Annotated in this window: 12 protein-coding genes; 6 read left to right on the forward strand and 6 right to left on the reverse strand. The window is 65.4% G+C overall.

From position 1 onward, the window contains the following. Complete coding sequence (locus AC25ND_RS11500) at window positions 1–906, reverse strand: TIGR01777 family oxidoreductase (protein WP_486976309.1); 906 nt, start codon at window positions 904–906, stop codon at window positions 1–3. A gap of 186 nt (window positions 907–1,092) precedes the next feature. Between AC25ND_RS11500 and AC25ND_RS11505 the strand changes: the two genes are divergently transcribed. The 5 genes from AC25ND_RS11505 to AC25ND_RS11525 all read left to right on the forward strand — a co-directional run bounded on the left by AC25ND_RS11505 (window position 1,093) and on the right by AC25ND_RS11525 (window position 6,150). Then, entirely contained in the window at window positions 1,093–2,079 is a 987-nt protein-coding gene (locus AC25ND_RS11505; RefSeq protein WP_028691136.1) for an NAD(P)/FAD-dependent oxidoreductase, read from the forward strand. A gap of 106 nt (window positions 2,080–2,185) precedes the next feature. Beyond that, the gene (locus tag AC25ND_RS11510; protein WP_186596422.1) at window positions 2,186–3,154 is read left to right on the forward strand and encodes a DUF523 and DUF1722 domain-containing protein; all 969 of its coding nucleotides are present in this window, start codon (window positions 2,186–2,188) and stop codon (window positions 3,152–3,154) included. After that, window positions 3,144–4,019, forward strand: a complete 876-nt coding sequence (locus tag AC25ND_RS11515) for a MerR family transcriptional regulator (protein ID WP_486976310.1) — start codon at window positions 3,144–3,146, stop codon at window positions 4,017–4,019. The genes AC25ND_RS11510 and AC25ND_RS11515 overlap by 11 nt, the downstream gene beginning before the upstream one ends. Window positions 4,020–4,030: 11 nt before the next feature. Beyond that, a complete protein-coding gene (gene phrB, locus AC25ND_RS11520; RefSeq protein ID WP_182322452.1) occupies window positions 4,031–5,473 on the forward strand; it encodes a deoxyribodipyrimidine photo-lyase in 1,443 nt (480 codons plus the stop codon). Beyond that, window positions 5,470–6,150, forward strand: a complete 681-nt coding sequence (locus AC25ND_RS11525) for an SDR family NAD(P)-dependent oxidoreductase (protein ID WP_186596434.1) — start codon at window positions 5,470–5,472, stop codon at window positions 6,148–6,150. The genes phrB and AC25ND_RS11525 overlap by 4 nt, the downstream gene beginning before the upstream one ends. Window positions 6,151–6,159: 9 nt before the next feature. On the opposite strand, the gene murI is transcribed toward AC25ND_RS11525, so the two are convergent. Genes murI through hemA form a run of 5 tightly spaced genes read right to left on the reverse strand, consistent with a single transcriptional unit; the run spans window position 6,160 to window position 10,886 of the window. Beyond that, window positions 6,160–6,957: a glutamate racemase gene (murI, locus tag AC25ND_RS11530; protein ID WP_028691141.1), complete on the reverse strand. Its 798-nt coding sequence runs from the start codon at window positions 6,955–6,957 to the stop codon at window positions 6,160–6,162. Further along, window positions 6,950–7,705: a molybdopterin-synthase adenylyltransferase MoeB gene (locus AC25ND_RS11535; protein ID WP_028691142.1), complete on the reverse strand. Its 756-nt coding sequence runs from the start codon at window positions 7,703–7,705 to the stop codon at window positions 6,950–6,952. The genes murI and AC25ND_RS11535 overlap by 8 nt, the downstream gene beginning before the upstream one ends. Further along, window positions 7,699–8,529 (reverse strand): peptide chain release factor N(5)-glutamine methyltransferase, encoded by an 831-nt coding sequence (prmC, locus tag AC25ND_RS11540; protein WP_028691143.1) that lies wholly within the window; start codon window positions 8,527–8,529, stop codon window positions 7,699–7,701. The genes AC25ND_RS11535 and prmC overlap by 7 nt, the downstream gene beginning before the upstream one ends. Further along, window positions 8,530–9,612 carry a peptide chain release factor 1 gene (prfA, locus tag AC25ND_RS11545; protein WP_028691144.1) on the reverse strand — a complete coding sequence of 361 codons (1,083 nt, stop codon included), beginning with the start codon at window positions 9,610–9,612 and terminating at the stop codon, window positions 8,530–8,532. Further along, entirely contained in the window at window positions 9,609–10,886 is a 1,278-nt protein-coding gene (gene hemA / locus AC25ND_RS11550; protein WP_062364645.1) for a glutamyl-tRNA reductase, read from the reverse strand. The genes prfA and hemA overlap by 4 nt, the downstream gene beginning before the upstream one ends. Window positions 10,887–11,445: 559 nt before the next feature. Between hemA and AC25ND_RS11555 the strand changes: the two genes are divergently transcribed. Beyond that, complete coding sequence (locus AC25ND_RS11555; RefSeq protein ID WP_062364647.1) at window positions 11,446–13,167, forward strand: tetratricopeptide repeat protein; 1,722 nt, start codon at window positions 11,446–11,448, stop codon at window positions 13,165–13,167. The last annotated feature ends 1 nt before the right edge of the window (window position 13,168 follow it).

A 13,168-nucleotide genomic window follows, 5' to 3' on the forward strand; every position in this document is an offset into this window, starting at 1 on the left:
TCAGAGGCGGCTGGACAGGTTGTCCAGGGCCGATTGCAGATCGTTGAAACGGAACGTGAAGCCCGCCGCCAGCAGCCGCACCGGGCGCGCGCGCTGGCCACCGAGCAGCAGCGTCGACAGCTCGCCGAGCCCGGCCTTGAGCAGCAGCGCCGGCATCGGCATGAACGCCGGGCGATGCAAGGTGCGCCCCAGGCGCTTGGCGAACTCTCGATTGCGCACCGGCTCCGGCGCGCAGGCATTATAGGGACCGCTGGCTTCGTTGTGCTGCAAGAGAAAATCAATCAGGCCGATTTGGTCGTCGATATGCACCCAGGGCATCCACTGCCGACCATCGCCCAGCGGCCCCCCCAGGCCCAGCTTGTAAGGCAGACGCAGGCGCGACAAAAAGCCGCCATCGGCGGCCAGCACCAGGCCGGTGCGCACCAGCACCACGCGGATTCCCAGGGCCTCGGCACGCTGGGCGGTTTCCTCCCAGGCGATGCACAGCTGGCTGGCGAAGTCCTCTTTCACCGGCGGCGAAGCCTCGGTGAGCTCACGCTCGCCACCGTCACCGTACCAGCCCACCGCCGAGCCGGAAATCAGCACCTGCGGCCGGCGCTCACGGCGCTCCAGCCAGGCCAGCAACTGCTCGGTGAGGGTCACCCGGCTGGTCCAGAGCAGATTGCGTCGCGCTGCGGTCCAGGGCCGGTCAGCGATCGGCGCACCGGCCAGGTTGACCACCGCGTCGACCTCGTCTTCATCGGCAATGTCCTCCAGCCGGGCGACGCCCCGCACGCCGGTGCCCCAGATTTTCGCCACCTGTTCAGGGCGCCGGCTCCAGACCGTCAGGCGATGCCCTTGCTGGCGCCACACCTGGCACAGGTGTTGGCCGATCAGGCCGGTACCGCCGGTCAGCAATATATGCATGGCTGTGTCCTCACACTGGGCGGCCGTGGTCTATTTTTAAGATCAAGGCACTTTTTTGACCGAACGCTCTCGGATAAACATAGGCCAACCTGCCTATCGAGCGGAATAACCTTATACAAACATCGTGCATTGTACAGGTTTACCTGGCAGCGTAGGCTGCGTATAGCTAGGTTCGAAGAGGCCATCATGACAGTACCTATTGCCATCATCGGTGCCGGAATCGCCGGTTTGTCCGCCGCCCAGGCCCTGCAAAAGGCCGGACAGACCGTTCATTTGTTCGACAAGGGCCACGGCAGCGGCGGACGCATGGCCAGCAAGCGCAGCGATGCCGGCGCCCTGGACCTCGGTGCCCAGTACTTCACCGCCCGCGACCGGCGCTTTGTCGAACAGGTCCAGCAATGGGTGGCCAATGGCTGGGCTGCGCAGTGGAAACCGCAGCTGTACAACTACCGCGATGGCGAACTGACCCCCTCCCCCGACGAACAAACCCGATGGGTCGGCGTGCCGCGCATGAGCGCCATCACTCGCGGCCTGCTCAAGGATGTCACGGTGAACTTCGGCTGCCGCATCGCCGAGGTGTTCCGCGGCAAGCAATACTGGCACTTGCAGGACACCGAAGGCTGCAGCCATGGGCCGTTCAGCCAGGTGGTGATCGCCGTGCCGGCGCCCCAGGCCACCCCGTTGCTGGCCGCCGCCCCCAAACTCGCGGCGGTTGCCGCCGGGGTGCAAATGGAGCCGACCTGGGCCGTTGCCCTGGGCTTCCAGACACCACTGGAAACCCCTATGCAGGGCTGCTTCGTGCAAGACAGCCCGCTCGACTGGCTGGCGCGCAACCGCAGTAAACCGGGCCGTGACGAGCACCTCGACACCTGGGTGCTGCATGCCACCTCCAACTGGAGCAAACAGCACATCGACCTGCCCAAGGAAGAAGTGATCGAGCAGTTGTGGGGAGAATTTGCCGAATTGGTCGGCTGCGTCGTCCCCGCACCGACCTTTGCGCTTGCCCACCGCTGGTTGTACGCGCGCCCTGCCGTCAATCATGAGTGGGGCACGCTGGCCGATGCCGACCTGGGCCTGTATGCCTGTGGCGACTGGTGCCTGTCCGGTCGGGTCGAAGGGGCGTGGCTCAGCGGCCAGGAAGCCGCTCGACGCCTGCTGGAGCATCTGGAATAATCGAAAGCAAATTTATACAAAAAAATATTCTTGTATAAGTTTTCATCTGTGCTGGAATAGACTTGTACAAACCGTGCAGCCTGTACAAGTCATTCCGGAGACCGCGATGAACGCTTTCCCGCCCAGCGGCAAGCCACGTCTGGCCATCAGCGCCTGCCTGACTGGCCTGAACGTACGCTACAACGCCGGCCACAAAGCCTCCAGCCTCTGTCTCGAACTGCTCGACCAGCATTTCGACTGGGTCCCACTGTGCCCCGAGGTCGCCATTGGCCTGGGCACTCCCCGGGAACCCATTCGCCTGGTGGGCGATCCCGAGCACCCGGCTGTCACCGGTACGCGTAACAATGTCACCGATTTCGCCGGCCCGTTGCGTGCCTACGGCGCGCAGATGGCCGACGAACTCGACGATATCTGCGGCTACATCTTCATGCAAAAGTCACCGTCCTGTGGCCTTGAACGGGTCAAGGTCTACCAGGAGGACGGCCGCCCGGCCCACCAGAATGGCCGGGGCGCCTACGCCGCGGCATTCTGCGAGCGGCGCCCGGACCTGCCGGTCGAAGAGGAAGGCCGGCTGCACGATCCGGTGCTGCGGGAAAACTTCATCGCCCGCGTCTACGCCTACGCCGACTGGCGCCAACTGCTGCGCCAGGGCCTGAGTCGCGGCGCGCTGATCCGTTTCCATGCCCGCTACAAGTACCTGCTGATGGCGCACAATCCCCAGGCGTACCGCGGCCTTGGGCGCCTGCTCGGGAGCATGAGCCGCGACGATGATCCAGCGCAGCTCGGTCCGCGCTACTTCAGCCAGCTGATGCAGGCGCTACGCCGCTGCGCAAGCCGCGGCACCCACGGCAACGTGCTTCAGCACCTGAGCGGCTACCTGCGCAAGGACCTCGGCCAGGCGGACAAGGCCGAGCTGCAACAGGTCATCGGCCAGTACCAGAAAGGCGTGGTGCCTTTGGTGGTGCCCTTGACCCTGCTCAAGCACCATCTGCGCCGTCATCCCGATCCCTACCTGCTGCAACAGGCCTACCTGCAACCCCATCCGGAAGACCTCGGACTGCGCAATGCCATCTGACCCCTTGCTGCCCATCGGCGAAGTGGCCCGCTTGACCGGCGTCAACCCAGTCACCCTGCGCGCCTGGGAACGCCGCTACGGCTTGATCACGCCGCAGCGCACGCCCAAGGGGCATCGTCTTTATCCCCAGGACCAGGTGCAACGCGTCCAGGCCGTGCTGCGCTGGCTGGAGCGTGGCGCCGCGGTGAGCCAGGTGCGCGAACTGCTGGACAATGACACGCACGCCACCGCGCCGATCCAAGGCGAATGGGGCGAGCGTATCGAACAGCTGATCAAGGCCATCGCCCGGCTTGCCCAGCGTCCGCTGGACCAGCTGATCAACCAGATGATCGCCCTCTACCCTGCTGTGACCGTCTGCGAGCGTCTGCTGCTACCGCTGCTTGAAGCCCTCGAACAGCGCTGGCAAACGCATTTCGACGCCCGGCTGGAACAAGTGTTCTTCCAAGGCTGGCTGCGCAGCAAGCTGGGGGCACGGGTCTATCACGACAGTCACTCGCTCGGTGGCCCCTGCGTACTGCTTGCCCGCACCGACGATACACCTTTCGACCCGCAATTTTGGCTCTGCGCCTGGCTGCTGAGCAGCAACGGCTACGCTCTGGAGATCCTCGAGTGGTCAGTCGAGCCCCGCCAACTGCGCCAGGCCGTGGAGCAGTTGCGGCCGCAAGCGCTGCTGCTGCACCTCGGTCGCCGCCCCGACCTCGCCGCACTGGGCCGTGCGCTGCAGGACATCAACACGATGAAACTCCTGGGTGGCAACACAGTCACTCTCCATAAGGCGCAATTGCAGGCACTGTCGTTGACTGACCTGCACCTGTTCGACAGCCCGCAAACCGCCTTGCGCCGTCTTCAGCAATCCCGACCTTGAGCCTTCCCCCCATGCAACTGATCTGGCTGCGCAGCGACCTGCGCATCGACGACAACACTGCCCTCGCGGCCGCCTGTCAACGTGGCCCGACCGTGGCCCTCTGGATTGCCAGCCCCGGCCAGTGGCAGGCCCACGACGATGCGCCGTGCAAGGTCGATTTCTGGCTGCGCAACCTGCGACTGCTGCAACAGTCGCTGGCGGCACTGAACATTCCACTGCTGATTCGCACCACCGACACCTGGGCAGATGTCCCTGAATGCGTGCTCGGTGTCTGCCGTCAGCACCGCATAGAGGCCGTGCACTGGAACGACGAATACGGCATCAACGAGGCACGGCGGGACCAAGCGACATATGAAGCGCTGCAGCAAGCCGGGATCAGCGCCACCGGCCACCTCGACCAGCTGCTGTTCAGACCCGGCAGCGTGCTGACCCGCACCGGCCAGTACTTCCAGGTATTCAGCCAGTTCAAGCGAGTCTGCCTGGAGCACCTGCACCGCAGCCTCCCGCCGCTGGTTCAATCGGTACAGGCCCAGCAGTCCCTCGGTATTCATGGCGACGCCATCCCGCTGCAGATCGAAGGCTTCGAGCCCCCTTCCGATACCCTGCGCCAGCACTGGCCTGCAGGCGAGGATGAAGGCAGGCGGCGGCTACAGCGCTTCGTCGACGAAACCATCGACGACTACGCCCAACTGCGCGACCTGCCTGCCAAGGCAGGCACCAGCCAGTTGTCCCCCTATCTCGCCGCTGGCGTGCTCTCGCCGCGCCAGTGCCTACACGCGGCACTGGCGAGCAACAGGGGCGAGTTCGACAGCGGCAGCGTCGGCGTGCAGACCTGGGTCAACGAGCTGCTGTGGCGCGAGTTCTACAAGCACACCCTGGTGGGCTACCCCCGAGTCTCCCGGCACCGCGCCTTCCGCCCGCAGACAGAAGCATTGCCCTGGCGCGACGCACCCGCCGACCTGCAGGCCTGGAAAGAGGGCCGAACCGGCTTCCCCCTCATCGATGCCGCCATGCGCCAGCTGCTGCACACTGGCTGGATGCACAACCGCTTGCGCATGATCGTCGCCATGTTCCTCAGCAAGAACCTGCTGATCGACTGGCGGCAGGGCGAACGGCATTTCATGCGTCACCTGATAGACGGGGACCTGGCCGCCAACAACGGTGGCTGGCAGTGGAGCGCCTCGACGGGGACCGATGCGGTGCCCTATTTCCGAATCTTCAACCCCGTTACCCAATCGCAGCGTTTCGACCCCAAGGGAACCTTCATCCGTCATTGGTTGCCTGAGCTGGAAGAAAAAGATGATCGATCGATCCATCAACCGGTGAAATCTACGGATCTATTTGCTACTAATTATTACCTGAGTCCGATAGTCGATCTCGATAGCAGTCGCCAAAGAGCACTGGAGGCCTTCAAAGGCTTGTCCAACTGGCAGGATCAGAGGCATAACGCATGACACGTCGTTTCTGGGTCACAGGAGCCAGCCACGGAGTTGGGCTGGCGTTGGTGGGACAGTTGCTCGCATCGGGGCATCAGGTTGCCGCCAGTGGCAGGGATAGCCAGGAGCTGGACACATTGGGCCAACAGCACGGCGCACGCCTGCTGCGCCTTCCCGCCCCCTTGCCGGAAGCGAGCCAACGGCTTCTGGCGAAATGGGGCGCACTCGACAGCCTGATCATCAACGCCGGCACCTGCGACTACCTGCCAGATGCTGTAGCGGATGGGGAGGTGTTCGAGCAGATCATCAGCAGCAACCTGCTGGCCACGCAGCAGTGCCTGGCCGGCGCCCTGTCACTGCTGGCCAAGGGCGAGAAACCACAGGTCATGGCCATCCTCAGTCGCTACTCGGCGTTGCAGCTGTTCGAGCCGAACCAGCCCCTCAGTGGCGGCAACAGCCTGCCGAAGTGGTTGAGCGAGCAACGCAACTCCTTGCACGCGCTGGGCATCGACCTGACCGTGGTGGCGCCTCAATCGCTGAAAAACCCGGTGAGCTCGGTGCAGGCCATTCCGGAGCCCTGGACGGCGCAAAGCGCGGCGCAGGAGTTGCTGGCACGCCTGGATCAGCGCCAACCCGAGCTGGTACTGGAGGTGCTCAACCCAGGCGAACTGTGGCCACTGCCCAAGAGCAGCTGACTGCAGGCTTCAAGGCAGAAAGCGCTGCACGCTGCCGGATTGGTTCCACAACAGCGGCAGGACTTTCTGCAGGTTGCCTGGCTCGCCACTGCTCCAGAACGCCGTCGGCTGCGCCGGCCCGTCACCGAGCAGCCCGCGAGCATCCAGCAGACGTTGCAGTTGGCGCGCCACGGCAGCGCCGGTGTCGATGATCGCCACATCCGCCGGCACCATCTCGGCCAGCATGGGCCGTAGGAACGGATAGTGGGTGCAACCCAGGATCAGGGTGTCGCAGCCGGCCGCCAGCAACGGTTTCACATAACCCGACAGCAACTGGCGCAGTTGCTCGCTGACCAGGTCCCCCGCCTCAATACGCTCGACCAGCCCAGGGCAAGGTTGGGTGATTACCCGCACGTCATTGGCGAAGCGGTCGAGCAAGGCAGCGAACTTGGCGCTTTGCAGGGTACCGGTGGTGGCCAGCACGCCGACCACGCCGGAACGGGTTGCCGCGGCCGCCGGCTTGACCGCCGGCTCCATCCCCACCAACGGCCAGTCCGGGTAAAGCTCGCGCAGGTCGGCCACCGCCGCCACCGTAGCCGTGTTGCAGGCCAGGACCAGCGCCTTGGCGCCCTGCTCATGGAAAAAACCGGCGATTAGTCGCAGGCGCTGGCGAATGTAGTCCGGCGACTTCTCGCCATAGGGCACATGGCCGCTGTCGGCCAGATAGAGCAACGACTCGTTGGGCAGCAGGCGCTGGATCTCGGCCAGCACCGACAAACCGCCAACGCCGGAGTCCATCACACCCACCGGCGCCGAACGCTCAGCCATGGCGATTGCCACACACGGCACAGGCGGGGTCGCGCTTGACCCGCAATTCGCGCATGCGGGTGCTCAGGGCGTCGATCAGCAGCAGGCGGCCGATCAGCGGCTCGCCGAAACCGGCCAGCAACTTCAGCGCTTCCAGTGCCTGCAGGCTGCCGACCAGCCCCACCAGCGGGCCGATTACCCCGGCCTCGCTACAGGTCAGCTCGGCCTCGCTGCCATGGCCATACAGGCAGTGATAGCAGGGGCTGGTGTCGCGGCGGGTGTCGAACACCGACAACTGGCCCTCAAGGCGGATCGCCGCGCCGCTGACCAACGGTTTGCCCGCAACCACGCAGGCAGCATTTACCGCTTCGCGGGTGCCGAAGTTGTCGGAGCAGTCGAGCACCACATCGACCGCCGCCACTGCGGCGGCCAGCGAATCCTCATCCAGTGCCCGACGATGGGCGACCAGGCTGATCTCCGGGTTGATCGCCTGCAAACGCCTGATGGCCGAATCGACCTTGCTCATGCCGACGCTGTCGCTGTCGTGGATCACCTGGCGTTGCAGGTTGGTCAGGTCGACGGTGTCGAAATCGGCCAGATGCAGCCCGCCGACACCCGCCGCGGCGAGGTACAGCGCCACCGGCGAGCCCAGTCCACCGAGGCCGATGACCAGGGCCTTGCCGTGTTTCAGGCGCAACTGCCCATCGATATCCACCTGCGACAGCAGGATCTGCCGGCTGTAGCGCAACAGCTCCTGGTCGCTCAGCATGACAGGCGCCCCAGACTGATACGTTCGTGGCCGCCCAGGTCGACACGGCTGGCGACATCGATGAAGCCCGCCGCTGCCAACAGGTCGCGTACAGCAGGCGCCTGGTCATAGCCGTGCTCGAGCAGCAGCCAACCACCGGGCTGCAGGTGTGCCGGGGCCTGGGCGACGATCACCCGCAGGTCGTCCAGCCCGTCTTCGCCGGCCACCAGGGCACTGCTGGGCTCGAAGCGCACGTCACCAGCCACCAGGTGCGGATCGGCGGCGCGGATATAGGGCGGGTTGCTGAGAATCATGTCGAAACGCTCACCCACAAGGGCGTCGAACCAGTGGCTGGCGCGCACCTGGACATTGCCCAGGCCCAGGCGCTCGCGGTTGCGCTCGGCCAAGGCCACGGCCTCGTCGATGCGGTCCACCGCCGTGACCTGCCACGCCGGGCACTCACTGGCCAGGGCCAGGGCGATGGCCCCGGTGCCGGTGCCCAGGTCGAGGACCCGGGCAGGCGTGGGCGGCACGAGTTCGAGGGCGGTTTCCACCAGCAGCTCGGTGTCCGGACGCGGAATCAGCGTGTGTGGCGCGACTTCCAGGTCCAGTTTCCAGAACCCCTGCTGGCCGAGGATATAGGCCACCGGCTCACCGGCGCGACGCCGCTCGAGGTAGTCGGCGAACACCTGCGCCGCCTCGCTGCTGACGATGCGCTCGGGCCAGGTGTGCAGGAAGCTGCGCGACTTGCCCAGGGCCGCGGCGAGGAGCAACTCGGCGTCCAGCCGTTCGGTCGGCGAGTCCGGCAACTGCGCGTTGCGCAGCAGGCTGGCGATGATGGTCATTCAATCCCCCAGGGCGGCCAGCTGATCGGCCTGGTATTCGGCCAGCAACGGCTCGATCACGGCCTCCACGCCACCGGCGAGGATATCGTCCAGGGAGTAGAGCGTGAGGTTGATACGGTGGTCGGTGACCCGGCCCTGTGGATAGTTGTAGGTGCGGATGCGCTCGGAACGGTCACCCGAACCCACCAGCAGCTTGCGTTCGCTGGCGATGGCGTTCTGTGCGGCGCTGGTCTGCATGTCGTTCAGCTTGGCCGACAGCCAGGACATGGCGCGGGCACGGTTCTTGTGCTGCGAACGCTCTTCCTGGCACTCGACCACGATGCCGGTGGGCAAGTGGGTGATGCGGATCGCCGAGTCGGTCTTGTTGACGTGCTGGCCGCCGGCGCCGGAGGCGCGGTAGGTGTCCACGCGCAGGTCAGCCGGGTTGATCTCGATCGCCACCTGCTCATCTGGCTCGGGCAGCACCGCCACGGTGCAGGCGGAGGTGTGGATGCGGCCCTGCGATTCGGTTTCCGGGACTCGCTGCACACGGTGCGCGCCGGACTCGAACTTGAGCTTGCCGTAGACGCTGTCGCCTTCGACCCGGGCGATGATCTCCTTGTAGCCGCCGTGCTCGCCTTCGTTCTCGGAGAGGATCTCCAGGCGCCAGCCGCGTTTCTCGGCGTAGCGCGAGTACATGCGGAACAGGTCGCCGGAGAAGATCGCCGCCTCGTCGCCGCCGGTGCCGGCGCGGATCTCGAGGAACACGTTGCGCCCGTCGTTGGGGTCCTTGGGCAGCAGCATGCGCTGTAGTTGCGACTCCAGGCCCACCAGTTGCTCTTTCGCTTCCCGCACTTCTTCGACCGCCATCTCGCGCAGGTCGGGGTCGGCGTCCTTGAGCAGCGCCTGGGCGCCTTCGAGGTCGTCCTGGACCTTGCGCCAGCCTTGATAGCAGGCGATCACCGGCTCGACTTCGGCGTACTCGCGGGAGTAGGCGCGAAAACGCGTCTGGTCGGAAATGACTTCGGCGTCACCGAGCAGCGCGGTGAGTTCCTCGAAGCGATCCTGGAGCGTGTCCAGTTTGTTCAGCAGCGACGCTTTCATTGCGGGGATTTGTCCGTCGAGCCCTCGTGGAGGGCGAAGAGTTCCTGGGCCATGGCCAGCGCATCGAGGCGGCCTTCGGCGGAGAGCTTTTTCAGTTGCACGCTGGGGGCGTGCAGGAGCTTGTTGGTCAGGCCCCGGGCCAGCTGCATCAGCACGTCCTCGGGATTGCCGCCATTGGCCAACAGGCGCTGGGCTTTTTGCAGTTCTTCGTCGCGCAGGCGCTCGCTCTGCTGGCGGTAGGCCTTGAGCACATCCACCGCCGCCAGCTCGCGCAGGCGCACCATGAAATCGTCGGCGCCGGCCGAGACCAGTTCTTCGGCGGCCTGGGCCGCGCCCTGGCGGCTCTTGAGGTTTTCCGCGACGACTTCGTGCAGGTCGTCGACGGTATAGAGGTAGACGTCGTCCAACTCGCCCACCTGCGGCTCGATGTCACGCGGCACGGCGATGTCGACCATGAAGATCGGCTTGTGCCGGCGCTGCTTCAGCGCGCTTTCCACCGCACCCTTGCCGAGAATCGGCAACTGGCTGGCGGTGGAACTGATGACGATGTCGCTGTTGGCCAGTTCCTGCGGGATGTCCGATAGCAGCACGGCATGGGCGCCGAACTGCTCGGCGAGAATGCTGGCGCGCTCGAGGGTGCGGTTGGCCACGACGATGCGACGCACGCCCTGCTCGTGCAGGTGACGGGCGACCAGGGTGATAGTCTCACCGGCGCCGATCAGCAGCGCCTGGCTGCGGCCCAGGTCGGAGAAGATCTGCCTGGCCAGACTGACCGCGGCGAACGCCACCGAGACCGGGTTTTCGCCGATGGCGGTGTCGGTGCGCACCTGCTTGGCGGCGCTGAAGGTGGCCTGGAACAGGCGCCCCAGCAGCGGCCCGACGGTGCCGGCCTCGCGGGCCACGGCGTAGGCTGACTTCATCTGGCCGAGGATCTGCGGTTCGCCGAGTACCAGCGAATCGAGGCCGGAGGCCACGCGCATCATGTGCCGGACCGCATCGTGCTCTTCATGGACGTAGGCGCTGGCACGCAGTTCGTCGAGGCTCAGCTGGTGGTAGTCGGCCAGCCATTGCAGCACGGCGTCGGCGGCGAGGTGGTCCTGCTCTATATAGAGTTCGCTGCGGTTGCAGGTGGACAGGATCGCCGCCTCGCGGCTAGCGGTCAGTCGGCAGAGCTGCTGCAGGGCGTCGACCAGCTGCTCGGGCGTAAACGCCACGCGCTCGCGTACGTCTACCGAGGCAGTCTTATGGTTGATACCAAGTGCAAGAAAGGCCATGCAAGGTCGCTGGTTGGGACGTGAAGCCGATAATTGTCCTACTTCGCAGGTTTTAGAACAACCACCGTTCGCTATTGTGGCGATGCGGCGTGCCTATCGCTCCACACCGCCACCCATCCCTGCCGTTGCCGTTGCCGTTGCCGATCTGGAGTCTAGCGCCATACCCAGCTAGCGACAGCTGCGCCAGTCCAGGCGCCGCCCGTACTTTCGCGACTTCAGGAGGCCGAACGCAGGCCTTGCGAAGGGAGGTGACGGGCATGGATGCCCATCAAGCGCTGCGCAAGAACTCCGCTCGGCCTACTGAAGTCGCAATTGGCGTTGCCTGAACTACCGCGCGCTCAGAAGCAAAAACAAGGGCAAAAACAAGGGCAAGGGCAAGGGCAAGGGCAAGGGCAAGGGCAAGGGCAGGATGCCTTGGGCTAGTTGCGAACCACCGCCCCGGCGCATTGTCCCTATACTCCGAAGCACCGCTTCACACCACGACCTTCGCAGGTGGGTTTGCCATCGCGCTTGTGTCATCATGCTCCGACCGCCGGTTTAGCCTCTTTAATAAGCCTCTATGAACAAATCCTACGCATTGCTGCTTGCCCTCGCCCTGCTTCAAGGCTGCCAGAGCCTGGCCCCGAAGACGGACGCCCAGTCGCCCGCCACCGATGCCGGCAAGAGCGCGGAAAAGCCCGTGGTGTATGGATCGTTCAAGCAAGACACCCTGTACAGCCTGCTGGTGGCTGAGCTGGCCGGCCAGCGCAACCGCTTCGACATCGCCCTGGCCAACTACGTCGACCAGGCCGAAAAGACCCAGGACCCGGCCGTCTCCGAGCGTGCCTATCGCATCGCCGAATACCTCGGCGCCGACGAACCGGCCCTGGACTCCGCGCTAATCTGGGCCCGCAACGATCCGCAGAATCTCGACGCCCAGCGCGCCGCGGCCATCCAGCTGGCCCGCGCCGGACGCTACGACGAATCCATGACCTACATGGAAAAGGTACTGCAGGGCCAGGGCGACACCCATTTCGACTTCCTCGCCCTGGCGGCGGCCGAGACCGACCAGAACACCCGTGATGGCCTGATGCAGAGCTTCGACCGCCTGCTGGTGAAATACCCCGACAACGGCCAGCTGGTGTTCGGCAAGGCCCTGCTGCTCAATCAGGACGACAAGCCGCAACAAGCCCTCGACCTGCTCGAAGCCCACCCGCCGCAGAACGGCGAGATCGCCCCGGTGCTGCTGCGCGCCCGCCTGCTGCAGGCCCTGGACCGTGGCCCAGAGGCCCTGCCGCTGCTGCGTGGGGCGATCCGCGACAACCCCGAGGACAAGCGCCTGCGCCTGACCTACGCCCGCACCCTGGTCGAGCAGGACCGCATCGACGACGCCAAGGCCGAGTTCGAGAGCCTGCTGCAGCAGTACCCCGAAGACGACGAGATCCGCTACTCGCTGGCCCTGGTATGCCTGGAGACCAAGCACTGGGACGAAGCCGAGGGTTACCTGCAGGAACTGGTCGAACGTGACGCCAACGTCGACGCCGCCCACCTCAACCTGGGCCGCATCCGCGAAGAACGCAGCCAGCCGGCAGCCGCCCTGCGCGAATACGCCCTGGTCGGCCCCGGCCCGGACTACCTGCCAGCGCAACTGCGCCAGGCCGATATCCTCATCGCCAACGGTCGCAGCGCCGAAGCCTCGCGGATACTCGCCGAAGCCCGCGAAGCCCAGCCGGACTACGCCATCCAGCTGTACCTGATCGAAGCCGAAAGCCTGGGCAACAACGGCAAGGAGGCCCAGGCCGGACAAGTGCTGGAGCAAGCGATCAAGCGCTACCCGGACGACCTCAACCTGCTCTACACCCGCGCCATGCTCGCCGAGAAGCGCAACGACCTGGCGCAGATGGAGAAAGACCTGCGCGCCATCCTGGCCCGCGAGCCGGAAAACGCCATGGCCCTCAACGCCCTGGGCTACACTCTGGCCGACCGCACCACCCGCTACAGCGAGGCCAAGGCGCTGATCGACAAGGCGCACCAGCTCACCCCAGACGACCCCGCGGTGCTCGACAGCCTGGGCTGGGTGGCCTATCGCATGGGCAACCTCGAGGAAGCCGAACGCCAGCTGCGCCTGGCCTTCGAGCGCTTCCCCGACCACGAAGTCGCCGCCCACCTGGGCGAAGTCCTCTGGGCCAACGGCAAGCGCCGCGAAGCCCGCCAAGTCTGGGCCAAGGGCTTCGAAGCCCAGGCCGACAGCCCCATCCTGCGCAAGACCTTGCTGCGCCTGACCGGATCCGAGAGCCTTTAAA

The sequence above is a fragment of the Pseudomonas sp. P110(2024) genome, assembly GCF_057480795.1.